The organism is Streptomyces sp. NPDC054872 (assembly GCF_053610705.1).
Genome location: NZ_JBSGYY010000003.1, coordinates 167,351 through 191,084, shown reverse-complemented (window position 1 = coordinate 191,084; position 23,734 = coordinate 167,351). Strand labels below are relative to the sequence as shown.

At 72.0% G+C, this 23,734-nt stretch carries 19 protein-coding genes; 7 read left to right on the top strand and 12 right to left on the bottom strand.

Annotated elements, in window-relative coordinates; all coding sequences use genetic code 11:
• The first annotated feature begins 20 nt into the window (after positions 1–20).
• The gene (locus tag ACWGIH_RS04925) at positions 21–302 is read left to right on the top strand and encodes a hypothetical protein (RefSeq protein ID WP_453443152.1); all 282 of its coding nucleotides are present in this window, start codon (positions 21–23) and stop codon (positions 300–302) included.
• On the opposite strand, the gene ACWGIH_RS04920 is transcribed toward ACWGIH_RS04925, so the two are convergent.
• Both ACWGIH_RS04920 and ACWGIH_RS04915 read right to left on the bottom strand, forming a co-directional pair.
• The gene (locus ACWGIH_RS04920; RefSeq protein WP_453443151.1) at positions 277–546 is read right to left on the bottom strand and encodes a hypothetical protein; all 270 of its coding nucleotides are present in this window, start codon (positions 544–546) and stop codon (positions 277–279) included. The two genes, ACWGIH_RS04925 and ACWGIH_RS04920, sit on opposite strands and share 26 nt — an antisense overlap.
• Before the next feature lie 89 nt (positions 547–635).
• Positions 636–2,120 (bottom strand): cytochrome P450, encoded by a 1,485-nt coding sequence (locus ACWGIH_RS04915; protein ID WP_453443149.1) that lies wholly within the window; start codon positions 2,118–2,120, stop codon positions 636–638.
• Between the two features lie 100 nt (positions 2,121–2,220).
• Between ACWGIH_RS04915 and ACWGIH_RS04910 the strand changes: the two genes are divergently transcribed.
• Complete coding sequence (locus tag ACWGIH_RS04910; RefSeq protein WP_453443147.1) at positions 2,221–2,832, top strand: TetR/AcrR family transcriptional regulator; 612 nt, start codon at positions 2,221–2,223, stop codon at positions 2,830–2,832.
• Between the two features lie 129 nt (positions 2,833–2,961).
• On the opposite strand, the gene ACWGIH_RS04905 is transcribed toward ACWGIH_RS04910, so the two are convergent.
• From ACWGIH_RS04905 to ACWGIH_RS04870, 8 genes are all read right to left on the bottom strand, one after another.
• Positions 2,962–3,075: a DUF5999 family protein gene (locus ACWGIH_RS04905; RefSeq protein ID WP_453443145.1), complete on the bottom strand. Its 114-nt coding sequence runs from the start codon at positions 3,073–3,075 to the stop codon at positions 2,962–2,964.
• A gap of 26 nt (positions 3,076–3,101) precedes the next feature.
• Positions 3,102–5,561 (bottom strand): tyrosine-type recombinase/integrase, encoded by a 2,460-nt coding sequence (locus ACWGIH_RS04900; protein WP_453443144.1) that lies wholly within the window; start codon positions 5,559–5,561, stop codon positions 3,102–3,104.
• The gene (locus ACWGIH_RS04895) at positions 5,554–6,756 is read right to left on the bottom strand and encodes a tyrosine-type recombinase/integrase (protein ID WP_453443143.1); all 1,203 of its coding nucleotides are present in this window, start codon (positions 6,754–6,756) and stop codon (positions 5,554–5,556) included. Before ACWGIH_RS04895 ends, ACWGIH_RS04900 begins: the two co-directional genes overlap by 8 nt.
• Entirely contained in the window at positions 6,753–6,911 is a 159-nt protein-coding gene (locus tag ACWGIH_RS04890; RefSeq protein ID WP_453443142.1) for a DUF5999 family protein, read from the bottom strand. Before ACWGIH_RS04890 ends, ACWGIH_RS04895 begins: the two co-directional genes overlap by 4 nt.
• A gap of 124 nt (positions 6,912–7,035) precedes the next feature.
• Positions 7,036–7,482, bottom strand: coding sequence for a hypothetical protein (locus tag ACWGIH_RS04885; RefSeq protein WP_453443141.1), 447 nt, complete (start codon positions 7,480–7,482; stop codon positions 7,036–7,038).
• Between the two features lie 13 nt (positions 7,483–7,495).
• Positions 7,496–8,149, bottom strand: a complete 654-nt coding sequence (locus ACWGIH_RS04880; protein ID WP_453443139.1) for a hypothetical protein — start codon at positions 8,147–8,149, stop codon at positions 7,496–7,498.
• Between the two features lie 206 nt (positions 8,150–8,355).
• Complete coding sequence (locus ACWGIH_RS04875) at positions 8,356–9,633, bottom strand: helix-turn-helix domain-containing protein (protein WP_453443137.1); 1,278 nt, start codon at positions 9,631–9,633, stop codon at positions 8,356–8,358.
• Positions 9,634–9,770: 137 nt separating this feature from the next.
• Entirely contained in the window at positions 9,771–11,051 is a 1,281-nt protein-coding gene (locus ACWGIH_RS04870) for a lipase family protein (protein WP_453443136.1), read from the bottom strand.
• A 191-nt stretch (positions 11,052–11,242) separates the two neighbouring features.
• Between ACWGIH_RS04870 and ACWGIH_RS04865 the strand changes: the two genes are divergently transcribed.
• Entirely contained in the window at positions 11,243–12,568 is a 1,326-nt protein-coding gene (locus ACWGIH_RS04865; protein ID WP_453443134.1) for an AMP-binding protein, read from the top strand.
• 54 nt (positions 12,569–12,622) lie between these two features.
• Here the strand turns inward: ACWGIH_RS04865 and ACWGIH_RS04860 are convergent, their stop codons facing one another.
• On the bottom strand, positions 12,623–14,071 hold the full coding sequence (locus ACWGIH_RS04860; RefSeq protein ID WP_453443132.1) for an MFS transporter: 1,449 nt from the start codon (positions 14,069–14,071) through the stop codon (positions 12,623–12,625).
• 268 nt (positions 14,072–14,339) lie between these two features.
• Between ACWGIH_RS04860 and ACWGIH_RS04855 the strand changes: the two genes are divergently transcribed.
• Genes ACWGIH_RS04855 through ACWGIH_RS04845 form a run of 3 tightly spaced genes read left to right on the top strand, consistent with a single transcriptional unit; the run spans position 14,340 to position 21,294 of the window.
• A complete protein-coding gene (locus ACWGIH_RS04855; RefSeq protein ID WP_453443130.1) occupies positions 14,340–16,142 on the top strand; it encodes a fatty acyl-AMP ligase in 1,803 nt (600 codons plus the stop codon).
• A complete protein-coding gene (locus tag ACWGIH_RS04850; protein ID WP_453443128.1) occupies positions 16,139–20,212 on the top strand; it encodes a beta-ketoacyl synthase N-terminal-like domain-containing protein in 4,074 nt (1,357 codons plus the stop codon). The genes ACWGIH_RS04855 and ACWGIH_RS04850 overlap by 4 nt, the downstream gene beginning before the upstream one ends.
• A gap of 59 nt (positions 20,213–20,271) precedes the next feature.
• The gene (locus tag ACWGIH_RS04845; RefSeq protein WP_453443126.1) at positions 20,272–21,294 is read left to right on the top strand and encodes an alpha/beta hydrolase; all 1,023 of its coding nucleotides are present in this window, start codon (positions 20,272–20,274) and stop codon (positions 21,292–21,294) included.
• On the opposite strand, the gene ACWGIH_RS04840 is transcribed toward ACWGIH_RS04845, so the two are convergent.
• A complete protein-coding gene (locus ACWGIH_RS04840; protein WP_453443124.1) occupies positions 21,236–22,219 on the bottom strand; it encodes an acyl-CoA desaturase in 984 nt (327 codons plus the stop codon). The two genes, ACWGIH_RS04845 and ACWGIH_RS04840, sit on opposite strands and share 59 nt — an antisense overlap.
• 194 nt (positions 22,220–22,413) lie before the next feature.
• On the opposite strand from ACWGIH_RS04840, the gene ccrA reads away from it, so the two are divergent.
• Positions 22,414–23,694 (top strand): crotonyl-CoA carboxylase/reductase, encoded by a 1,281-nt coding sequence (ccrA, locus tag ACWGIH_RS04835; protein WP_453443122.1) that lies wholly within the window; start codon positions 22,414–22,416, stop codon positions 23,692–23,694.
• Positions 23,695–23,734 lie beyond the last annotated feature (40 nt).

The following is a 23,734-nucleotide window of genomic DNA, read 5'->3' as shown; positions in this document are numbered from 1 at the left end:
GAGCGTGGAAGCCTCCACACATGACCGAAAGCGCATACCTCTACGTGGCGAACCCTCGGATCACGGTCCTTGGCGTCAATCCCGGCCGACCGCCTTTTCGCATCGTCGAACTCGACGGCGAGGTGGTCGGTGAGGCCAGGGAACTTGTCGACGTCCTGGAGGTGGCCGCTCAGGCGGGTCATGTCGTGCACGACGTGGACGACCCGGATCAGGTGCGCTGGGTGGGCGGCGACAAGTTCACCTGGAAACCGAAGGAATCGACGGGGCCCGGGGAGCCTAGGGGATCGATGGAGCCGAACTAGCCGAGGCGGGGCAGGACAGGGGGCCGGGGCGGTCGGGCTCCAGGTCGTAGATCCTGTTCAGGAGCTCGGCCTCGTTGCCCGTCAGGCCCGCGCGGCGCAGCGCCTCGTCCGCCTCCGCCATGGGTCCGGCGAGCAGCGAGGCCGCCGCTGCCGGTGAGGGGCCGGACAGTGCGGCCCGTGCGGTGTGCAGCAGCCGCAAGCAGGCCTGGGCGGCGGCCAGTTCCGGGGTCGGCGTGCTGGTCATGTCGAGAGCTCCTCTGCGCGGGGTCACAAGGGCCGATGGCTCGCACCGGTGGACCCTCCACTCTTGCGCACGGGTCTGACAATCGGGCTCTAGGCGGTCGCGGCGCGGCGGGTGAGCCGCAGCGTGAGGCCCTCCGGCATGAGCGTGAGGCGCTCGACGACCCGCAGACGGTAGGCGGGGTCGGCGTGCAGGTCGTAGCGGCGCAGCAGCAGGCCGAGTACCAACGTCGCCTCGTGCAGCGCGAACTGACGGCCGATGCAGGCCCGCGCGCCCGTCCCGAACGGCTTGAAGACATGGGCGGGCCGCGCCCGTACCGCCGAAGGGGCGAACCGGTCGGGGTCGAACTCCTCGGGCCGCTCGCCCCATGCCGCCGGGTCGCGGTGCAGCAGTGTGGCGAGGACGAGCGCCCAGGCCCCCTCGCGCATCGGGTGCACACCGCCGATCGTCGTGTCGTGGAGGGCCTGGCGCGAGAAGCCGGGCGCGGTCGGCCACAGCCGCAGCGACTCGTCGAGGACGCGCCGCAGGTAGCGGAGCTTGGCGACCTGCTCGTACGCGGGCTCCGCCGCGTCACCCCAGACCTCGTCGACCTCCGCCTGCGCGCGGGCCAGGACTTCGGGGGAGCGCGAGAGGTAGTGCAGGGCGAAGGACAGCGCGCCCGATGTCGTCTCGTGCCCCGCGACCAGGAAGGTGATGACCTGGCGGCGGATGTTCTCGGCGGAGAGCCGCTCGCCGGTGTCGGGGTGGGAGACCTCCAGCATGCGGTCGAGCAGGTCGCCGTCACCGGGGCCCGAAGCGGCGCGGCGGGCGGCGACCACGTCGTCGACGGTGCGGTTGAGATAGTCCATGTCGGCGGCGTTGCGCCGGGTGGCGCCGCGCAGCAGCAGCGGGGCGAGCGCGGGCGGCACGACGTTGCGGCGCTGGGCGTGGGAGAGCGTGCCGACCATGGCCGACACGAAAGGGTGAGGCCGGGAGCGCTCGAAGGAACCGAAGTCGTGCCCGAAGCCGGTGCGGGAGATCGTCTCCAGGGTCAGCTTGGTCATGTCGCCGGGCACGTCCACCGGCCTGCCGGACTCCTCGCGCGCGTCCCAGCGCGCGGTCAGCTGCCGGGCGACGTCCAGCATCAGCGGGTGATAGCCGGCCATCGCGTCGCGGCTGAAGCCGGGCGCGAGGATGTCGTGCGCGAGCTGCCAGTTGGGCTCGTGGTTGTACGCCGTGAACAGGCCGTCACCGGCCACCGGCCGCAGATTGGCGACGCCGAGACCCACATGCTTGGCGAACCTCGACTCGTCGGCCAGCTCGGCCGCGAGCCCGGCGCCCCAGACGAAGACGATCTCCTTGCCGAACGCCTTGCGGCGGAAGATGGGCCCGAGACCGCTGCCGATGCGCATCGAATCCTGCACCGGCGTCCGGACGTGGGCGCCCAGGACGTCGCCGATCAGGGGCAGGCGGCGCGGCGGATGCGGTATGAGGTCGAGCCGCGGCCAGCCGAGCTCGGCACTGCGGAACCCCTTGGGAGGAGTCCCGGCACCCTTCCCCACCTGCGATGTCTGCGACACCTGCGCCATGTGTGCCATCTCCCTTGAGCCGCAGACCCGTTGAGCCTGTTGTACGCGGATTCAATAAGGGTCATCAGTCTGGTGCCGCTATTGAATCCGCGTCAAGTAAGGTGCTCCCATGGCCGCGAACCCGCAGGAGCGCACGCGCCGCAGACTCAGCACCGAGGAGCGCAGGGAGCAGCTCCTCTCGGCCGGGGCGCGGCTCTTCGCCCAGAATCCGTACGACGACGTCTGGGTCGAGCGGGTGGCGGAGATCGCCGGTGTGTCACGTGGCCTGCTGTACCACTATTTCCCGACCAAGAGCGATTTCTTCGCCGCAGTGGTGCAGCGCGAGAGCAGACGCATGCTGCGCCTGACCGCGGCCGTGCCCGGGGTCCCCGTCCGCGAGCAGATCGGCACGGGCCTCGACACGTTCCTCGCGTACGTCGAGTCGCACGCCGAAGGCTTCCGCGCCTTCCACCGGGCGGAGGAGACGGGCGACGCCACGGTCCGCAGGATCTATCGCGAAGGCCTGGCGGCCCACGAGGACCAGATTCTGCAGGCTCTCGCCGCGGACCCCGAGACCGCGTCCACCCCGCACGAACTGCCCGCCCTGCGCCTCGCCGTGCGCGGCTGGCTCGCCTTCATGGTGACGGTCTGCCTGGAGTGGCTGGAGGAGCCGGAGCTGCTGCCCCGCGCACAGGTGCGGGATCTCTGCGCGAGGGCGCTGCTGGGCGCGATCGCGCCCTGAGTTGCTCCTGAGGCGGCCCTGCGGGCTCAGGTGGCCGCGAGCCGGGAGAGCGAACGCTCGTGGCGAGCGGGGGCCGAGGGGCAGCCACCCGTGTGGGCGTAGCGGGCCGGGGCCTGCAGGTGATCGGGGTCAGGCCGCCATGGCCAGGGGGCGAGCCGCGGCCACCACTCGTCCGTCGGGCAGCAGTTCACCGGTGTCGTCGAAGACGATGGCGCCGTTGCACAGCAGGCTCCTTCTCTGCACTTCACTCGATCGTGGTTCGTTGGGGATCACTGGATCTCCTCGGGGCGGGGGCGTGGGATGCCGAGGTTGGTGGTGAGTCTCTTGGTGAGGCGGGCGGCTTCGGCCTGTTTGGCGCGGAGGAAGGTCAGGGTCGAGTCGATGCCCTCGACCTCGCCGAGCCAGTGCTCCTCCTGGGCTCGCTTGCGGCGCAGGAGGAGGTCCTTCTCGATCTCCGCGAGGCGGGGCAGCATCTTGGGGTTGACCTGGAGCATCGGGCAGCGGATGCAGGCGTGTTCGTGGTTGCAGGGGGTGCCGTAGGGGCGGGCGCAGTTGCCGAGTTCGACCTTGCGTTTGTCGAAGTGCTCCTCGAAGTCGGCCCACTCCTCGGGCGTGACCTCGGGGTATTCGATCTCCGGTCGGAGCGAGCGGCGGTGGTTCAGGAACCGCTGGTAGTTGGTGACGATGTCCTCGGCGAAGACCGCGACGTAGCCCTGGAGGGTCTGGAGGTTCAGGTGGCCGAGCAGGGCGGCGCCGATGTGGACGGGCAGGCCGCCGTTGACGATCTCGGTGGCGAAGAGCCTGCGGAAGTCGTGCGGCGTGAAGGTCATGTCGGCGAAGGCCCGGTGGGTCTCGGCGAGTTCCTCGCAGCTGCGGGCGAACATGTGGATGAACGTGGTCGGGGCGATCACTGATCGCTGTGTGCCGTTCTGCCGTTGCATGAGAAACGGCATGGGCTCTGACCAGGTCTTCTCGTGCGGGTCGTAGCGGTTGAGCAGGCAGACCGGTCGGCCGTCTGGGGTGAGGCGGCGGATGATCTGGGCGACCGCGTGGAACAGGTCCGCGGACATCGGGATGACGCGCTCGCGCTCGCTCTTGGACGGGGCGATGACGAGCAGGGCGATGACCTCGTCGTTCGGGCGCCGATACTGGCGGATGCTCAGGTGGGTGAGCTCGCAGAGCTCTTCGACGCGGATGCCGCTGTGCCGCAGGATCTCCAGGCCAGCCCATTCCCAGAACGCGGTGTCCTCGGTGAGCGTGACGTTGAGGACCTGTCCGTCCTCGTCGGTGACGCGGACTGGTGGCTCGTCGTGGCTCTTGGCCCAGGTGCGATCGCGGTCGCTGTCAGTGCGCCGGTAGGAGTGTCCGTCGTGCTCGAAGACCTCTCCGAGCTCGACCATGCGGGCCTTCTTGAGCAGGCCCGTTAAGTGCTCGTAGCGTCCTTCGACGTGCGCGACCAGGGTGGGCAGCAGCGGCTGGCGGACCCGGATACGGTCGGACATCCGCTGGTGGATCTCCCGCTTGCGTTTGGCGAACCCCTTGAGCTCCTGCGGCCGGATCGGGCAGGGCACGACCCACTGAGCCCACTGCTCAGGCTCGTCGATGGCCCAGCTGTGCAGGTCGAGATAGAGGGCGCGGACGGCCAGGAGGATGCCGGAGTCGTCCGCGCGGGTGCGGCGCTCGTCGCGGTCCCACCGCTTGATGGCCGCGCGCCACTGGTCATAGACCTCGGGGCTCAGCGCCAGGTCCTGCTGTCCCGGGTTGATCTTCTCGATCTTGGCCCAGAACGTTTTCGCGAGCTGGCGGGCCAGGGCTGTGATGGTGGTGTAGTCGGTTCCGGCTCGGCGCCGGGTCAGGTAGTCGATCAGCAGCTGGCGGACGCCCTGGTGCTGGATGGTGTAGCGGTCGACGAGCTGGGTGACGGTGAGCTGGCCGCGATAGACGTAGGCCCGCAAGGTCGGCGGGGTGCCCGGCGGGAAGTGGCCCATCTGGTGCAGCACCTGCCAGGTGCCCAGGCCGGCAAAGCGGGCAGCACCCGCCTTGCTGCCATGGGTCACGCCGAGCCGCTTGGACTCCAAGCCGAAGTGCAGCAGCGCCGACGGAGTCAGGTCCTCCAGCGCGATGCCCTGCGTGGTCAGGGCGGCTGACAGGTCGAACTTGGCCCGGAGCCGGTGCATGTGGTGGAAGTCGAAGGCGTCGGCTGCGGCGAAGAACTTCTCCAGCAGCGGATCGGCCTGGAACTCGCGGAACCGCGCCGGGTAGTCAAGAAACTTGTTCGCGCGGAAGCCGGAGATCGACGGCCGGATGACCCGCAGGCAGAACGCGAGCTTGATCCCGGCGATCAAGTCCGCGCTGTCGCGGCGGTCGCCCGCGCGCGCCAGGACGCGTACTGACTCGGCGCCTTCGTCGTCGAAGCCGCTGGCCTGCCATCTCGCCTGCCAGGTGTCGCCGGGCATCTCCTTCAGAACGGAGAAGATGCGCTGGACGGCAGTCCGTCGGCGCCCCGCGTTCGGCTGGCCCTTGGTGACCCGCTCGACGATGCGCAGGATCTCGGAGGCCGGGGCCTGGGAGAGGTCCCCGAAGGGGCCCGGCGGTGTGCTGGGCAGCGGCGCCGGTGCCGCCTTCAGCTCTGCGCCGGCGAACCGCGTGACGGGAGCGGGGACGAACGGTTCGTCGCCGCTGTAGTTGGTGCGGCGGTTGCGGGCGGTGAAGGTCTGGAGGTCAGCCACCGAACACCGCCTTGAAGTCGTCCGGGTCATAGCCGGGGGCGATGGTGGGCTGGAGGCGGGGGCGCTGGTAATGAGCCTGGAGGGCGTCGAAGAGGTCCTCGACGCGGGCGTGCAGGTAGCGGCCGGTGGTGGCCAGGTCGGCGTGCCGGAGGATGGCGCGGACTTCGACCAGGGTCAGGTTGGGGTCGTTGGCCATCCGCTCGGCTGCCGTGTGCCGCAGGTCGTGAAGGCTCCAGTTCGTGCTCAGCCGCTCGTTGGCCCGCTGGATGACGCGCCGCATCGCCCAGTAGGTGAGCGGTTTGTCCGGGCCTCGGCGGGTGCGGAAGACCGGCTCGTGCGGAGCGGGCATGCCCATCGCGTCGATGTATGTGGCCAGCACCACCAGGGCCTGCGGGCTCGCCGGGATCGGCTCGCGCAGCTTCGTGCCCTTGGAGACGACGTAGACGATCTGGGCCGGCCAGTCGACGTCGGCCGGGGTGACTCCGAGCAACTCGGAGGCGCGGGCGCCGCTGGAGACGTAGAGCAGTACCGCGGCGCGGTCCCGGTCATGGTTCATGGCGGCGAAGAATTCGTCCCACATCGCGTCCGGGATGGCCCGGGGCTCGGTGGCCGGGACGCGCTGACGGAGGCGGGAGCGGCGGAAAGCCGGCATAGCCTCCGCCGGGTTGCGGTGAGCCAGCGCCCGGCGCCGTGCCTCGGAGACCGGCACCGGATTCATCAACGGGCCCTTGCCCAGGTAGCGGTGGAAGTCGTAGAAGCTGGCGACCACGGTCAGTGCGTGGTTGATCGTTGCCGGGGCGTAGCCGGCCTTGAGGTACCGCTTGCCGGTGCGCGGGTTGACCGAGCCGGGCTGCGGCGCCTCGGGCCGGGTGCGGCGGCGCTGCGGATTCGGTGCCGTACGAAGCCATCCCACTATCACTGCCACCTCCCCTTCCGTCGCCTTGTCCCAGGTCACGTTCAAAAGCCACAGGAACCGGAACCACCGCAGCAGGTCATTGGCGTAACTGCGGCTGGTTGCTGGGCTGTTGTCGTTCAGAGCGAGGTCCCGCAGGTAGGGCGTCACCGACTCGACCGGGCTTCCAGCGGGGTCGAGTACGGCGTACGGCGGGTGCTGGGTCTCCAGCTGAACGACCGAGCCGACGCGGGGCAGGACAGCCCGCCCCTCCATCAGCTGGTTGTGCAGGTGCGACGTCACACAGAACTCCTTGGGCAGTCGGACATCGCAGTGCCCAACGAGCTCAAGAAGGTGCAGTTAACAGACCAGCCCTGTTCGGGGTGGGCGGAGAGGATCCTTGCCGCGAGGTGGTCGGGGCTGGCGGCGGGCGGGCACTGGGGCTGGTGGGCGCACATGGGGTACCTCCGGGTGGGGGTCGCGAACCTTGCGCGCGGCCCGGTCTTTTTCGCGGTTTTTCCTTGTGTGGTCAAGACTCCACGGGGCGCCTCAACTCATCGCTCGGAGAGGCTACTTGTGTTCTCAGGTGGGGGTGAAACCGGTCCGAAAGTGCGCCAGGAGTGTGGTACGCGCCGACGCGTCCACGTCCGTCAGGCGGCCCGCGGCCCAGAGGAAGAAGTCGTCCGCCTCCGCGTCCATCCAGTCGTACGTCGGGTCGAGGGGGCCGGAATCCGGTGCGGGGTAGAGGAGTTCGAGGGCTGCGCCCCGCGCCTCCTCGACCGTGAAGCGGCGGGTGGTGCCGGAGCCCGTGGACTGCCGGACCGTCACCGTGTCGCAGTCCCAGCGGCGCCGGCCGATCTGGAGCCAGAGGGTCGCCGCCTCGTCGGAAGGGTCCGCGTACAGCGCCGCCGGCCCGGCCTCGCCCGCGTGGACGAAGCCGTGGCAGCGGCCGGACGCGGGGGACAGGAGCCCCGTGCGGGGATCGAGGGCCCACGCCCGGCCGTGGTGGTCGTAGTCCTTGAGCAGCATGGAGGTCAGCTGCTCACGAGCGCGGCGGAATGCCGAGTTCCTGGTCGACGGCTGCGCTGGTGCGGGTCGCCGCCTCGATGACCGCGGCCCAACTGCCGTACTTGGCGAACTGCTGGTCAGCGGTCGGGCCCAGGGGATTGCCGTACTTCTTCATGTTCCGCTGCTCCAGGGCCTGAACCGCCTCCGGGGTCATCCCGGCGCGGGTGATGTCCTTGGCCTCGTTGCGCATGTCGACGAGGACGCGGGCGATCTCCTCGTCGGAGCGGCCTTCCTCGTGCATACGGTCCGCCACGCGCTCCATGGTGTCCAGAAGCTGGTGGTAGCGCAGCCGCACCTCACGTGCCCGCTCCCGCTCCTCCGGGCTCATCTGCCGGATCAGGCAGACCGCCGGGTCCTTGCTGGTGCACGGCTCCTCGGACGCGGGGGGCGGGGCCAGCAGGCTGGTGGCGGAGGGGGCGTACCGCACCATGGCGTCCGCGTGGGCGTGCGCCGGGGCGAGCAGGGTGCCGCTGAGGGTGGTGAGCAGCGGGAGAAGGAAGAGGACGACGAGGCGGGGGAGGAACCGTGGGGGGATCCGGGAAGGCCGCCTCGTCGTCGGGGGGATGGGCGCGACAGGTGCGTCGGGCGGGACGGTCACGTCGGGTACGGCCATGGGGCGGGCACGCACGTAAGAACTCTCCTTCGCCTGGGAGTTGGGGCGAAGTGGACATTACGGTGCGATAACGGCCGCGGGTGGCCACCCTCGCGGCGCGTCCGGGTGACGTACGAGGTGACACTCGCGAAGAGGTGCAAGGAGCGGTGCAAGGAGCAGTACGAGGCGATGCGCGAGATGAGGTCAGAGCTGACGGGCACGGCTCGCCGGCACACGCCGGTTCAGCGCGCCGCGCTCCCCTCACGCGCGGCCGGCCGCAGGCTCAGCGCGTGCAGTGCCAACTGCATCTCGAACTGGGCGACCGGGTCGTGCAGCCGGTCGCCGAACACCTCGTCCAGCTGCCGCAAGCGGTAGCGGACCGTCTGCGGGTGCACGGCGAGGCGTGTGGCGACCTCGCTCGCGTTGTGCCCGCACCGCAGCCAGCACAGCAGGGTCTCGGCGAGGCGCTCGCGCTGCGGTGAGCGCACCTCCTCCAGAGGCAGCAGATGCCGCTGGGCGAGCGCGTCGATCAGCGCCTCGTCGTGGAAGAGCAGCAGCGTCGCCAGGTGGTCGGCGCAGTGCAGCAGGCCCGCCCGGGGCAGGATGCCGCGCCGTGAGAGGTCAAGGGCGTCCAGCGCCCAGCGCAGCGAGCGCGCGCCCTCGTGCAGCGCGACCGTGGGGCCGATCACCGCACGCAGGCCCTGTAACGCGGCGGCGATCGAACGGGCCCGCCCCGGCCCCTCCGGGTCGGGCACCACGATGCGGCCGGGCTGCTCGGAGAAGCGCGCGAGGAACTCCGGGGGCACGATGGGGCTGACGGTCTCCGGGGTCAGGGTGTGGTCGATGACGACGACCGCCACCTCGCGCGGGATGGGCCACTGGGCGGCCTGCGCGAGATCGGCGATGGCTTCCGCCGACGCGGGAGGATCGGCGGTCAGCAGGTCGATGAGGCGGGCGCGGCGCTGCTGCAGTTCCCCCGCGGCGTGCAGCCTGGCCTCCGTGTAGCCCGCGGTCGTCGCCGCGGCCATTTCGTCCAGGTGCAGGAACAGGGCCTCGCCGAAGGCGGCGAGCACGTGCCGTGGCAGCAGATCGGCGTCGACCAGGGCGTTGACCCGGCGCCAGGTGACGCGCGCGCCGAGGCGCAGCGCGGACTGGAAGGAGTCGAGGCTGCGGCCCTCGTCCGCCTCGCCCCTGCCGATGTTCTGGTAGGTGGCCTTCACCGAGACCCAGTCGGTGTCGGGGTGGGCCATCCGGGCGAGGAACCCCTCGAGGGCCTGCTCCACGCCCCGGTTCACGACGTGCATGTACGTGTCGTCCGTCGGGCGCGCGTATTCCGGTATCTCCGTGCGGATCGCCCGCACCACCTCCGACGTGATGTCGTCGAGGAACGGCCTCACGTGATCGTGGAGACCCGAGGGGAAGGCCCTGAACGCGGCGTACGACTCCTCTGCCGGGGTGCCCGATGGTGCGGGGGCGCCCGCCTGGGGTATGCCGGGGGGCAGCGTCGAACCGTTCACCATGGGGTGCTCCCTCTGCGCGCGGGGGACAAAGGTCGGTGAAGACACCGCCACGGGTCCGTGGCGGCCCGTTGAGGGCGGACAGACATGATGCTGCCTCCTGTCACCCCCGTGACAAGAGGCAGCGCGTGCGAACTAGCTCACGTGAGAGGGCAGTTGCCGAACTCCGGTCTGCCCGCGAACCGGTCGCCGAGCCACTTGACCGTGTCGTCCTTCGCCAGTTGGTCGGTCGTCAGGTGCTCGCCCGGATAGACCTTCCACTGGGTGGTGATTTTCGCCTTGCAGTACGCCGCGCGCGTCGCGTCCTCCGTCTCGATCGGGACGACTTCCTCCAGCGCGCCGCGGTACTGCAGGACCGGGAAGTCGATCTCGTGCGTCGCCCCGGATCCCGTGCGTCCGATGCCGACGCCGAGCTTCTGCGCGTCGACGACCTGGCCCCACGTCCTGCCGTCCGTGCCCTTGAGCGCGTAGAGCTGCTCGAAGCTGAGACCGTCCTTGGTGTTGTTCTCGAGCTTCTGGCCCGCAAGGGTCGAGATCGTGCCGGCCAGACAGTGCGACCTGGCCTTCTTGACGGTCTCCTTGCCCTGGTCGTTCAGGAGTTCCTCGAACGGCATCCGGGGGTGCGCGGACGACAGGCCGACCACGGCGTCGACCAGGAAGCCCGCGAACGGGCCGCCGTCGAGTGACTTGGCGACCACCTTCAGATCGCCGGGCACGCCGCCCGACGCGTCTCCCACGATGTCGAGTTCAGGGGCGTACGAAGCCGCGAGCTGCGTCGCCCACAGGCTGGCCGCACCGCCTTCGGAGTAGCCCCACAGGCCGATCTTCGTCCGCGGGTCGAGACCGCTGCCGGGGAGGGCGGGGGCGCTGCGCGCGATGTCGAGCAGCGCGTGCCCGGCGTCGGTGCCGGAGACGTACGGGTGGGTCTGGCCGTCCAGGTATCCGGCGCCGTCCGTCGCGGCGACGGCGTAACCGGCTTTCAGGAGCGCCGCGATGTTCTCGCCCTCGTACTCGTCCTGGAAGGCGCCCGCGAGCTGCTTGGAGAAGGCGCACTGCGGACCGAGCCCCAGCGTGCCGGGGTTGAAGGCCACGACAGGCCGGCTGCCCCGCCCCTTCCACTCCGCCTCCGGCACGGCGACGGTCCCGGAGACCGCGACCGGCTTGCCCGTGTTGTCCTTGGAGCTGTACTGGATCTTCCAGGCACGCATCGGCACGTTGCCCGGCACGTGCGGGAGCGCCGTCGCCCGGCAGGCGATGACGCTGCCGGGTTCGCTCGGGACGGACCCCGGCACCTGGTAGATCCGCTCGTCCGGGGCGTCGCACGCCGCCGAAGCGTCCGGGGCCGCGGCGGCGCCCGCCGTCAGGGCCGGCACGCCGAGGCCGAGGCCCGCCAGGGCGACGGCCGAGGTCAGCGCCGCCACTCTCTTCCTACGTTTCGCTCTTGGCCTGCGCACTGGGTGCTCCTTCGTTTCGAGGGGGGGGACAGCTGTGCACGCCGTGAAGCTACGGAGCGGTGATCAGGCGCAGATAGTCAGCGGAGCCACAGCCCGCCGGACCGGAACTGTGCGCCGGGGACAAGTGGCGCCGCGCCCTCCTGCGCCACGATCGGGGCATGACCGAGCCACAGGTGACGGCCCAGGACCCACGGCCGTGGGTGCGCTTCTACGCTGCCGGGGTACCGCACCGCCTGCACGTCCCCGATGCCACGCTTCCCGAGCTGCTCGACGCCGCTGCCCGCCGCCACGGCGGCCGGTCCGGCTTCCGGGGGCTGCGCCGTGCCGTGGGCGAATGCGCCGACACCCTGCGGGCGCTGGGCATCCGGCACGGCGACCGGGTGGCGCTGGTGTTGCCCAACTGCCCCTCGTTCGCCGTGACGTGGCATGCGGTGCTGCGGATCGGGGCGGTCGTGGTGGCGATCGACCCGGCGGCGTCCCGGGAGGTGCTCAGGCACCAACTGGGCGACTCGGGCGCGGTGTTGGCCGTCGCCGACGCGACGGCGAGGGAGCGGCTCGACGCCGTCCGCGGCGGCACGTTCGTACGGGATGTCGTCACCGTCCCGATCGACGGGCAGTGGCCGGGGCGGGGCCGTCTACGCAAGCCTGGCCTGCCGAAGGCGGGACGTGAGGGGCCACGGCCCGGCGATCTCGCCGTCCTCGCCCACGTCGCCGCCGTCGGGCCCGCGGCGATGCTCACCCACGCCAATCTGGTCGCCGCCGCCCACCAACAGGCTCTGTGGCACCCGCAGTTGCGCGTCGGACGGGAGACCGCCCTGGCCGTCACGCCCCTCTGGCGTCCGCACGGCCTGCTGTTCGGCCTGATCGCCCCGCTGCTCACCGGTGCGCGCACCGTCCTCCTGCCGGCCCCCGGCCCGGAGGCGATCCTGCGTACGACGCGGCGCCGGAAGGTGACCCTCCTGGCGGCCGAACCCGCCGACTGCCGACGTCTTCTCGAACGCCCGGCCCACGAGCTGGAGGCCCTCGCCACGGTACGGACCTGGCTGACCGGGACCCTGGACACCGGGACCGCCGACCGCGTCCGGGGCTCGGTCGACGCGGTGCTCGTGGAGGGCTACGGCATCCCGGAGGCCGTGGGCGCCGTCCTCGCCAACCCGCGCGGGGCCAACGCCCGCCCCGGCACCTTCGGCCTGCCCCTGCCCGGTACGGAGGTCCGCATCGGCCAGGAGGACGCCCCCGGAGTGGAGCTCCCCCCGGGGCAGGCCGGTGAACTCCTGGTCCGGGGGCCGCAGGTGTGCGGAGGCTACTGGGGCGACCCGGCGGAGAGCGCGCGGCGGCTGTTGCCGGGCGGGTGGCTGCGTACGGGCGACATCGCGGTACTGGGCCCGGACGGCTATGTGACCGTCATCGGCGGCCCCGGCACCGGGGGCTTCGGGGACACCTCTGCCCCCGCGTCACACCCCCAGGAACGCCCCCGCCCGTGAGCCGCTCGCCCGCGGGATCTCCTCCGGTGGCCCCTCGGCGCACGGGGTAGCCGCTCACTGGCGCACCGGACGCCTGTCCCGCTTGACGCCGGACGGTGTCCCCGGCCGCCGGTGCCGGGCGGGCCGTCGCAGGGTGACCGCGGTGACGACGGCGCCCAACAGGACGCAGAGGGCCGCCAGTTGCAGCCCGGTGTCGTAGCCGTCCAGGAAGGCGCTGCGCGGATCCGCGCCGTCCCGCAGGGCCGTGCGTTCCGTCCGGGTGAGGACCACGCCGACCAGGACGACCCCGAAGACCCCGGAGATCTCACGGGCCGCGCTCACCAGGCCCGAAGCCATGCCGGTGCGCGTCGCGGGGACATCGGCGACGGAACGCACCGTCAGCGGAGTCGTCAGGGCGGACCCCGCGCCGATCAGCATCAGCCCCGGCTGCAGATCCCAGTACTGCGCGTGCAGCCCCGTCCCCGAGACCCACACGAGCCCGCCCGCGACCAGGACGAGCCCTCCGGCGATCGACCAGTGCGCCCCCACCGCCTTCGCCGCCCGCTCGGCGAACGGCGTCGTCACGAGCAGCGCGCCCGCAAGCGGCAGAAAGGCGAGACCCGCCTTGGTGGGCGAGAAGCCGAGCACACGCTGGAGGTAGAGCGCGGTGAAGAAGAACACGCCGTTGACGCCGATGCCCCACAGCACCTGAGCGGCCGCGCCCCCGCTCAGCGAACGACTGCGCAGCAGACGCAGATCCACCAGCGGCAGGAACGTACGCGACTCGACGACGAGGAACGCGATCCCGGTGGCCGCCGACAGCCAGAGACAGAGCGGCACCGGGGGCGTGCTGAAGCTGTGTTCCCCGCCCCTGACCAGGCCGTACGTGAGGAGGAAGAGCGAGGTCGTGGACAGGGCGACACCCGGCAGGTCGAGCAGCGGCAGCAGGCCGCGGCGCACGCGCGTGACGGTCCGGGGCACCGCGGGCACAAGCAGCAGGGCGAGGACCCCGAAGGGGACGTTGAGCAGGAACACCCAGCTCCAGTCCCACCGTTCGGTGACGAAGCCGCCCACCACAGGACCGAGCGCGAGCGCGACCGCGAGCGCCGCCGTCCACAGACCGACCGCCATGGCGCGCCTGCGGGCCGGCAGATCGGCGGCGACCACCGCCAGCGAGGCCGGGATGACGAGCGCCGCGCCCACGCCTTGCACCGAGCGCGCCGCGATCAGCGTCCCGCCGCTGTCCGCGAGGGCGGCCGCCAGCGAGGCCACGGTGAACACGACGATCCCCGCCGCGAGGACCGCCCGGCGGCCGAGCAGATCCGTGAGCCTGCCGCCGGCCGGCAGGAGCGAGCCGAAGCTCAGCACGTAACTGGTGGCCACCCACTCCAGGTCCGTGACGCTCAGGCCGAGGTCACGCTGCACCGTGGGCAGCGCGACATTGATGACGGTGTTGTCGAGCGTCGTGATGAAACCCGCGAGGGCGAGCATCGCCAGCAGAGCGGTCAGCCTGCCACGGCCCACGTGCGGCTCCCCTCGGTCGCGATGCCGTTCCGCTGGGGGATTCTCCGGGCCCGCGGCGGACGTCGCTGCTGCCCGCGACGCCGAATCGGGTGCGGCGGCTTGTCAGTGAAGTGACAGAGGTTGTCAGACGATCTGTCAGCAACCCGTCTTACTCATGGGTCACATCCGGGCGGAACCTGGTGCACCGCTCGTCCCGGTCCCTCACGACGCTCGTCCCGGTCCCCGCGAGGCCCGCCCCCGGCCCCCGCGCCGTCCAGTTGGAGCCGCCATGTCCACCGCTCAGACCGTCCGGCCGCCCGAAGACACGCTGCTGACCGACCACTTGGCGCACTGGGCCGCCGCTCGGGCGCACCAACGTGCCTTCACCTACGTGGAGTTCCCCGAACCGTCGTCCCCCGGCCTGCACCACACCCTCGGCTGGCAGGGGCTCGACGTGCGGGCCCGTGAGATCGCCGGGCGGGTCGCGGCGATCGCGGGCCCCGGAGAGCGGGCGGCCCTGCTGCTTCCGCAGGGCCTCGACTACGCGGCGGCGTTCCTCGGCTGTCTCTACGCGGGGGTGATCGCGGTACCGTTGTTCAGCCCCGAACTCCCGGGACACGGCGGCAGGTTGGCTGCCGTCCTCGGGGACTGCGAGCCCGCGTGCGTCCTTGCCGACGCGGCGACGGCTCCCGGGGTCGAGCGGTTCATGGCCGGGCAAGGGCTGCCGCCGGTCCCCGTGGTCCTGGTGGACCGGCCGGGCGAGACGTCTCGGGCCGCCCTGCCCGAGCGGCTCGCACCGGACGACATCGCCTACCTCCAGTACACATCGGGCTCCACACGCAGCCCGGCGGGCGTCGTGATCAGCCACGCCAACGTGGTGGCCAACGCCCGCCAGGCCATCGACGCCTTCGCGGCCGACGCGGCGGGAAACACGACGGTCGGCTGGCTGCCGCTCTTCCACGACATGGGCCTCGTCCTGAGCGTGGCCGCGCCCGTCGTCGGCGGCTTCCCCTCGGTCCTCATGGACCCGGTCGCCTTCCTGGAGCACCCGGTGCGCTGGCTGCGGCTGCTCGCCGCATATCCCGGGACGATCAGCGCGGCCCCCAACTTCGCGTACGACTACTGCGCGAGCAGGATCGACCGGGACGAGGCCGCCGAGCTGCGTCTCGACCGGGTCAAGGTCCTCATCAACGGCAGCGAACCCGTGCGCCCCGGCACCGTCGACCGCTTCCGTGACGCGTTCGCCGACGCGGGACTCGCACCGTCGGCGCACTGCCCGGCGTACGGCCTCGCCGAGGCCACCGTGTTCGTGACCACCGACACGTTCGACGCGCCGCCCACCGTCGTGGCCTGCGATCCGCTCGCTCTTTCCGAAGGACGCCTGGAAGTGGCCGAGCCGACGCAGCCGGACGCGACGCACCTGGTCGCCTGTGGCACCCCGGCAGGGCAGGAGCTGCGCATCGCCGACCCGGCGACCGGCACCGCACTGCAGCCGGGCGAGATCGGCGAGATCATGCTGCGCGGCCCCAACATCGGCCGCTGCTACTGGAAACGCAACGGCCTCTCGGAGGAGGTCTTCGGCTTCCGCCCACCCGGCGCCACCGGCGAGGAGAGAGAGAAGGACGAGGACAGCGAGGCGGGATGGCTGCGCACGGGCGACCTCGGTGCGCTCCACGAAGGACGGCTCCACGTCACCGGCCGGCTCAAGGACCTGATCATCGTGGACGGCCGCAACCACTACCCCCAGGACATCGAGGAGACCGTCCAGTCGTCCGTCGACCTCGTGCGCAGGGACCGGCTCGCCGCGTTCAGCGCCCCCTGGACGGGCACCGAGACCGACGTCCTGGTCGTCGTCGCCGAGCACCGGCGCGGCGCCGAACCCACGGAACAGGACGCGCTCGCCGCCCTGCGCACCGCCACGGCCGCCGTCTCGGCCCGGCACGGACTGCGCCTCGCCGAACTCCTCCTCATCCCGCCGGGCTCACTGCCGAGGACGAGCAGCGGCAAGGTCGCCAGAGCCGCGGCCCGGGCGCGTCATCTGCTCGGGGCCTTCGGAGAGGGCGGCGGGAGCGGCACGGAGGCCACGCGATGAGGGAGGCGGGTCAGGCGGAGGTCCGGGCCGCGGTCGTCAAGAGCCTGAGCGCCTGGTACGGCCTCACGGCCGAGGAGATCGCGGACGACCGCCCGCTGGCGGAGCTGGGCCTCACCTCACGCGACGCGGTCGTCCTGACGGCACGGCTCAGCGACTTGGCCGGCACCCGGCTGCCCGCGACGCTGCTCTGGGAGGCGTCCACGATCGGCGCGCTCACCGAGCGGCTGGCGCGCGGCGAACCGGAGCACGGAGGCGCGCCCTCGGACAAGGCGGCTACGGGTGCGGTGCCCGCGCGGGGCGACACACCTGTGGCGGTCATCGGCATCGGCTGCCGACTGCCCGGCGCGGTCACCTCGCCCGCCGCCTTCTGGCGGCTTCTGAGCGAGGGCCGCGACGCCGTGGGTACGGTCGGCGACGACCGCTGGACGCCCTTCGCGCGGGCGGGCAGGAGCTTGCCGGACGACCTCAGCAGGCACGGCGGCTTCCTCGGGGACGGCAGCATCGAGGGCGTGGCCGGCTTCGACGCCGAGTTCTTCGGCATCGGCGCGGACGAGGCCACGGCCATGGACCCGCAGCAGCGCATGCTCCTGGAGGTCGCCCGCGAGGCCGTCGACCACGCGGCACTGCCCGCGCCGTCCCTCGCGGGCACCCGCACCGGAGTCTTCGTGGGCATCAGCGGCAACGAATACGCCCATCTCACCACCGCGGACCCGGAGTCGGTCGGGGCCTGGACCCCGCCGGGCGCGGCCCTGAGCGTGGCCGCCAACCGCCTCTCGTACCTCCTCGACCTGCGCGGCCCGAGCATGGCCGTCGACACGGCGTGCTCCTCCTCGCTCGTCGCCGTGCACCACGCGGTACGCAGCCTCGGCGCGGGGGAGAGCGACATGGCGCTCACCGCCGGGGTGAACCTGCTCCTCTCCCCGGCGGTGACGCTCGGCTTCCAGCGCGCGGGAGCGCTGGCCGCTGACGGGCGGTGCAAGGCGTTCGACGCGTCGGCCGACGGCATGGTGCGCGGCGAGGGGTGCGGGGTCGTCGTCCTCAAGCGTCTCGCGGACGCCGAACGCGACGGGGACCGCGTCCTCGCGGTCATCGAGTCCACCGCGGTCAACTCGGACGGCCGTTCCAACGGACTCACGGCGCCCAACGCCGAGGCCCAGCGTTCCCTCCTGGAGCAGTGCCATGCCGTCGCGCCCGCCTCGGTGGACTACGTCGAGGCACACGGCACCGGCACGGCGCTGGGCGACCCGATCGAGGCGTCCGCGCTTTCGGCCGCGCTCGGCGCGGGGCGGGAGCGGGCCGCCGACCAGCCGCTGCTCATCGGCTCGGTGAAGACGAACATCGGTCACCTGGAGGCGGCGGCGGGCATCGCCGGGCTCATCAAGACGGTCCTCGCCCTGCACCACGACGAGATACCGCCCCACCTGCACTTCACCGCCCCGGGCCCGCACGCCGACCTCGACGCGCTCGGCCTGCGCGTCGTCACGGGGCCCGAGCCGTGGCCCCGCTACTCGGGCACCGCACGCGCGGGAGTCTCGGCGTTCGGCTTCGGTGGCACGAACGCGCATGTCGTCCTCGCCGAACACCGCGTGCCGCGCGGCCCACGCCCGGCGGCCACCGGCGCGGCCGTGGCGATGCTCGACGGCGTCACCGAGGACCGCGTCCGCGCGTACGCCGGGGAGCTGGCCCAGTGGCTCGCAGGGCCGGACAGCCGCTCCGTCCGCCCCGCTGATCTGGCCCGCACCCTGTCCGGCCGCGTGGGGAGGGGCCGCCACAAAGCCGCGGTCGTCGCCCGCGACCGGGAGGAACTGACCACGGCCCTGGCGCGTCTGGCCGGGCGGGAGCCCGACGGGCGGGTGGTCATGGGAACACCCGCCCCTGCCGTGTCATCGACCGGCCCCGGGGCCGTGTGGGTGTTCTCCGGGTACGGGTCGCAGTGGCCCGGCATGGGACGCGAACTGCTCGCCACGGAACCGGAGTTCGCAGCCGCCGTCGACCGCCTTGAGCCGCTGCTGCGTGCCCGGGCCGGAATCTCGCTGCGCGACTGCATGGACCCCGGCGCCGATCTGTCCTCGCCCGCCGTCGTCATGCCCGCCCTCTACGGGATGCAGGTCGCCCTCGCCGAGCTGTGGAGGTCCTACGGCTTCGAACCCGCCGCCGTGATCGGCCACTCCATGGGGGAGATCGCCGCGGCCGTGGCCTGCGGCGCCCTCGACGCGGTCACCGGCGCGCGCGTCGTGTCGATCCGCTCGCGGCTCCTCGCCGGGCTCACGGGCGGCGCGATGGCGGTGGTGGACCGGCCCGGCGAGCACATCGAAGCCCTGGCCGCCGACTTCCGCACGCTTCAGGTCGCCGTGCACGCGTCCCCCGCGCAGAGCGTGGTCACCGGCTCCGCGGACGACGTGCGCGGACTCATCGACCGTGTCACGGGGGAAGGCGGCTTCGCCCGCTCCCTGCACGTCACCGGAGCGGGGCATTCGCCCCATGTCGAGCCTCTGCTCGGCGAGTTCGCCAAGGAGCTCGGCACCGTGCGTCACGCGCGGCCCGGCTGCCGTCGCTACTCCACCGTCCTCGCCGACCCGCGTGACCCGGCGCCCTGCGATGCCGGCTACTGGGTCGCCAACCTGCGACGTCCCGTCCGCTTCACACAGGCGGTGCGCGCCGCCGCCGACGACGGCCACCGGTCGTTCGTCGAAGTGGCGCCGCATCCCACGCAGTTGCACCCGCTGACCGAGACGCTGCACGCAGCGGGCGCCGAGGACGCGCTGGTCCTGCCGACCCTGCGCCGCGGCACCGACGACGCGCTCACCTTCCGCACCTCGCTGGCCACGCTGCTCGTCCGCGGTGTCGGCGGGCCCGCGCCACTTCAGGCACTGCACCCCGGCGCACGCGTCGTCGACGTACCCCCACCGCGCTGGCGGCACCGCCGCTTCTGGGCGGGGGAGACGCCCGGCCCGCACGAGATGCCACACCACGCGCCGCCCCCCGCCCGTCCCACGGGTCCGCTCGACCGCCTGCGCGGCTGTGTGGCCGACGTCATGGGCTACACCCCGGACCGCATCGACGCCGACACCCCGCTCACCGACCTGGGGCTCGACTCGCTCAGCGCGGCGCGCATCCGCACCGCGGTGGAGCGGGAGTTCGGGGTGGAGCTGGAACCAGGCGTGCTGCTGCGGCAGGCGACCCTGCGAGGGGTCGCGGAGCTGCTGCCGGAGGGGCGCGGACGAACCCTCCCGGGGATGAGGGAGGAACCCCGGGCGCGGCGTGGGCAGGGCCCACTCCGCGTGCTGGCCGATACAGGGCACGGCACCCCCCTCTTCCTGGCCCACGCCGCGGGCGGCACCTCCGAGGTGTACGCGCGCCTCGCCGACCGCCTGTCCGGCTCCCGCCCCGTGTACGGCTTCGACCGGCTGGCGGCCCCGGAGGACGTCGAGCCCCGCGCGGCGGAGTTCGCGACGCGTATCCGCGCCCTGCACCCCAACGGCCCCTGGCTGCTCGGAGGGTGGTCCTACGGCGGGCTGCTGGCCCAGGAGGCGGCAAGGGTCCTCACGCCGCACGGCACGGTCCGCGCCCTGGTGCTCCTGGACTCCGTACTGCCGCTGCCCGTGCCCCCGGGCCTGACCCCGGTGGAGGAAGCACACCGCCGCTACGCCGACTTCGCCGCCTACATAGCCCGCACCTACCACGCCCAACTCGCTCTTCCCTACGAGGAGCTGGCGCGCCGGGACGACGCCGAGCAGATCGCCCTCGTGATGAAACTCCTGGAGCAGGCCGTCGACCTCCCCCAGGCGGTCCTCGACCATCAACGCACCTCGGCCCTCGACCTGCGCAGCGGCGAACGCCACAAACCGGGGCCGTACGCGGGCCGGACCCTTCTCTACCGGGCGACCGAACCGGCCCCGCACACCGTGCGCGACGCACGGTACGAGCGGGACGACCAAGGTCTCGGGTGGGACGCCCACTGCACCGACCTCACGGTCACCGCACTGCCGGGGCACCACCTCGCCCTGCTCGACCCGCCGGTCGTGGACACCCTCGCGGAGTTCCTGACCCGCGATCTGCGCGAGGCCTGACCGTTCACACGCCCAACCGCCTGTCTGTCTGCCCGCCCGCTCGAGAAGAGGCCGCCTCCATGCCGCAGAAGCACCGCAGACCACGCAAGAAGCTGGCCGCCCTCGCAGCGGTCACCGCGCTCCTCGCCACCGGCGGAGCCCTGGGCACCTCCACCGCCCTGGGGGCACCCACCGAGGCCCCGGCGGCAGTCCGAGCCGCCGAAAGCCCGCGCGTCGTCGGCGAGAAGTGGCTCGACTCCCGCACCGTCGACCTCACCGTGGACTCACCCGCCGTGGGCAAGCAGCTCCCCGTACGCGTCATCCTGCCGGCCCGCTTCGAGGAGCAGCCGGACCGCACCTGGCCCGTGCTCTACCTCCTGCAGGGCGCCCACGACGACTACACGTCCTGGACCCGTGAGACGGACGTCGAGGAGTTCCTGGCCGACAAGGACGTCATCACCGTGATCCCGGCGTCGGGCCCCACCGGCATCCCCACCGACTGGTGGAACCACGGCAGCCCCACCGCCCCCGACTACGAGACCTTCCAGGTCGAGGAGTTGACGGGGATCCTGCGCGACACCTACCGGGCCAACGGCACCCGCGCCGTCGCCGGAGTCTCCACCGGTGGCTACGGCGCCATGGCGTTCGCCGCCCGGCATCCCGGTACCTTCGGCGCGGCGGCCTCGTACAGCGGCGTCCTGGACACCACGGCCCTCGGCATGCCGACGGTGATGAACGCCATCGTCGCCCGGGAGCTCCAGCTCCCCTCCGCCCTCTGGGGCAGCCCCTTCCTGCACCGCGAGAACTGGAACCGCCACAACCCGGCCGCTCTCGCCAAGGGCTTGGCGGGCACCCGGCTCCATGTCTCGCAGGGCAGCGGCGTACCCAGCAGCGACTTCGGCAACCTCGAGGGCGCGATCCTCGAGGGCACGCTGTGGAGCCAGGCGCACGCGTTCGTACGGCAGTTGGACCGCGCCGGTGTCCCGGCGACGGTCAACTTCTATCGCGGCGGCTCGCACGCCTGGCCCTCCTGGCAGCGGGAGTTCAAGGCTTCCTGGCCGACGCTGGCGGCGGGCCTTGGGTTTCCCGAGCGGTCGTCCTGACGTCGGCGGAGATGCGGGCGAGCCGCCGCTCGTCGGGCCACCGCACCGAGCTCGCCCACGAGGCGAGCTCGAAGAGGCGGATCAGCCGGGCGCTGGAGTCGAGCTGGCCGCGCAGCACTCCGTGGCGGGCGGACGTCGGGTCGGCGTGATGGAGGTTGTGCCAGGACTCGCCGCCGGAGAGCGGCGCGAGCCACCAGACGTTCCCCGAGCGGTCCCGGACCCGGAAGGGACGGTCCCCGCTGATGTGGCAGATCGAATTGATCGACCAGGTGACGTGATGGAGCAGACCGATGCGGACGAGACCCGCCCAGAAGAAGGCGGACCAGGCGGCACCGGAGTCCCAGGCGCCGGCACCCCACAGGCCTCCCACCACTGCGGGCGCGCCGAACGAGAACAGCACGATCAGCGGCTGCCAGCGCGCCACCAGGACCAGGTCGCGGTCGGCGAGGAGGTCGGGGACGTACTTGCGCTGGTCCGTCTTGTCGTTGTTGAAGGTCCAGCCGACGTGCGCCCAGGCCATGCCCTTGAGCAGGGCGCGTACGGAGGTCCCGAACCGCCAGGGGGAGTGCGGGTCTCCCGGCTGGTCCGCGAACCGGTGGTGGCGGCGGTGATCGGCGCACCAGGTGATCGCGTCGCCCTCGACGGCCATCGTCCCGGCCACCGCGAGGGCGATCTTGAGGGGGCGGGCGGCCTTGAACGCCTTGTGGGTGAACAGGCGGTGGTAGCCGATGGTGATGCCGTGCACGGCGACGGCGTACATCACCGCGCCGATCACCAGGTCGTGCCAGGTGCCCCCCCACCCCCACAGCACGACGACGGACGCGATCACCGCGACAAAGGGAATTCCGACGAACACCCCCACGACGACCCGGTCCGCTGTGCCCATGCGGTCGCCCCGAGCGGCGTTCACGCTCTCTTCTTCCATGAGGTTTTCTCACCTTTCAGTGCGGGTGAGCCGGACATTAGCGACGGAATTATGGAGACCTCTACTCGGAAAGTGATGACCGGACCAGGGGTGGATTAGCGATCCCGGTGAATTGCGGCCGATCCGCTTGTGGAAGGCGGGTTTCCGCCGCACTGTATGGACCCGTTGGACAAGTGTGCCGAAGGAGGAACCTCATGGATGTGCTCGCAGAAGCAGTCGTCGCGGGGGCCGAGGCGGACGAACTGCGTCGGCTTCCCGTGCCCGCCGAATTCACCGCCGCGCATCTGCGGAGGGAGGACGTGGAGAGTTTCACGGGAGTCGCGGACAAGGATGTCCGAAAGACGCTCCATGTCGGCCCGGTGCCGATGCCGGAACTCGCCCCGGACGAAGTCCTGGTGGCCGTCATGGCGAGCGGGATAAATTACAACACCGTGTGGTCGGCGATGTTCGAGCCGTTATCCACGTTCTCCTTTCTGCGGCATTTCGGCGCGAAAGGAGGCTGGGCGGCGCGACACGATCAGCCCTATCACGTGGTGGGTTCGGACGCGGCCGGAGTCATCGTCCGTACGGGGGCCGGGGTGCGCCGCTGGAACATCGGCGACGAGGTCGTGGTCAGCCCCGCCTACGTGGACGACGAGGAGCCGGCGACCCACGCCGACGGCATGCTGGGCGACGCGCAGCTTGCCTGGGGCTTCGAGACCAACTTCGGCGGCCTCGCCCACTACTGTGTGGCCCGCGCCAGCCAACTCCTGGGCAAGTCGGACCGGTTGACCTGGGAGGAGGCGGCCGCGAATCCGCTGTGCGCGGGCACCGCCTACCGCATGCTGGTCAGCGATCGCGGCGCGCGGATGACCCAGGGCGACGTCGTGCTGATCTGGGGCGCGGCGGGCGGCCTCGGCGCGTACGCGGCGCAGCTCGTCCGCAACGGCGGCGGCATCGCGGTGGGCGTGGTCGGCAGCGAGGAGAAGGCGGAGCGCGCCCGTGCCTTCGGCTGTCACGCGGTGATCAACCGCGCCGAGATCGGGCTGACCGGCACCGCTCCGGCCGATCCGGCGGCGGTCGGCAAGAAGCTCGGCAAGCGCATCCGCGCCGCGGTCGGCGAGGACCCGCACATCGTGTTCGAGCACGTCGGCCGTGCGACCTTCGGGGTCTCCGTCTTCGTGGTCCGCCGGGGCGGCGCCGTCGTCACCTGCGGATCGAGCACCGGCTATCTCCACGAGTTCGACAACCGCTACCTCTGGATGCGCCTCAAGCGTGTCATCGGCAGCCACGGCGCCAATCTCCAGGAGCAGGCCGCGGTGGCCCGCCTCCTCGACCTCGGTCACATCCGGCCCGCCCTGTCGGCGACGTACGACCTCCAGGACGCCGCGGAGGCCGCCCGCCTCGTCCAGACGAACCGGCACACGGGAAAGGTCGGCGTGCTCGCGCTCGCGCCGAGGACCGGTCTCGGGAGGCGGGGCGCGGCCCTGACATGAGCCGAGACGGGCCCTCCCGTCCGGCGGGAGGGCCCGTCTC

Bases quoted from the DNA above. Each gene is read 5' to 3' on its own strand.
- ACWGIH_RS04925 (WP_453443152.1), top strand. From the start codon at position 21: ATGACCGAAAGCGCATACCTCTACGTGGCGAACCCTCGGATCACGGTC.
- ACWGIH_RS04920 (WP_453443151.1), bottom strand. From the start codon at position 546: ATGACCAGCACGCCGACCCCGGAACTGGCCGCCGCCCAGGCCTGCTTG.
- ACWGIH_RS04915 (WP_453443149.1), bottom strand. From the start codon at position 2,120: ATGGCACACATGGCGCAGGTGTCGCAGACATCGCAGGTGGGGAAGGGT.
- ACWGIH_RS04910 (WP_453443147.1), top strand. From the start codon at position 2,221: ATGGCCGCGAACCCGCAGGAGCGCACGCGCCGCAGACTCAGCACCGAG.
- ACWGIH_RS04890 (WP_453443142.1), bottom strand. From the start codon at position 6,911: ATGTGCGCCCACCAGCCCCAGTGCCCGCCCGCCGCCAGCCCCGACCAC.
- ACWGIH_RS04885 (WP_453443141.1), bottom strand. From the start codon at position 7,482: ATGCTGCTCAAGGACTACGACCACCACGGCCGGGCGTGGGCCCTCGAT.
- ACWGIH_RS04875 (WP_453443137.1), bottom strand. From the start codon at position 9,633: ATGGTGAACGGTTCGACGCTGCCCCCCGGCATACCCCAGGCGGGCGCC.
- ACWGIH_RS04865 (WP_453443134.1), top strand. From the start codon at position 11,243: ATGACCGAGCCACAGGTGACGGCCCAGGACCCACGGCCGTGGGTGCGC.
- ACWGIH_RS04855 (WP_453443130.1), top strand. From the start codon at position 14,340: ATGTCCACCGCTCAGACCGTCCGGCCGCCCGAAGACACGCTGCTGACC.
- ACWGIH_RS04850 (WP_453443128.1), top strand. From the start codon at position 16,139: ATGAGGGAGGCGGGTCAGGCGGAGGTCCGGGCCGCGGTCGTCAAGAGC.
- ACWGIH_RS04845 (WP_453443126.1), top strand. From the start codon at position 20,272: ATGCCGCAGAAGCACCGCAGACCACGCAAGAAGCTGGCCGCCCTCGCA.
- ACWGIH_RS04840 (WP_453443124.1), bottom strand. From the start codon at position 22,219: ATGGAAGAAGAGAGCGTGAACGCCGCTCGGGGCGACCGCATGGGCACA.
- ccrA (WP_453443122.1), top strand. From the start codon at position 22,414: ATGGATGTGCTCGCAGAAGCAGTCGTCGCGGGGGCCGAGGCGGACGAA.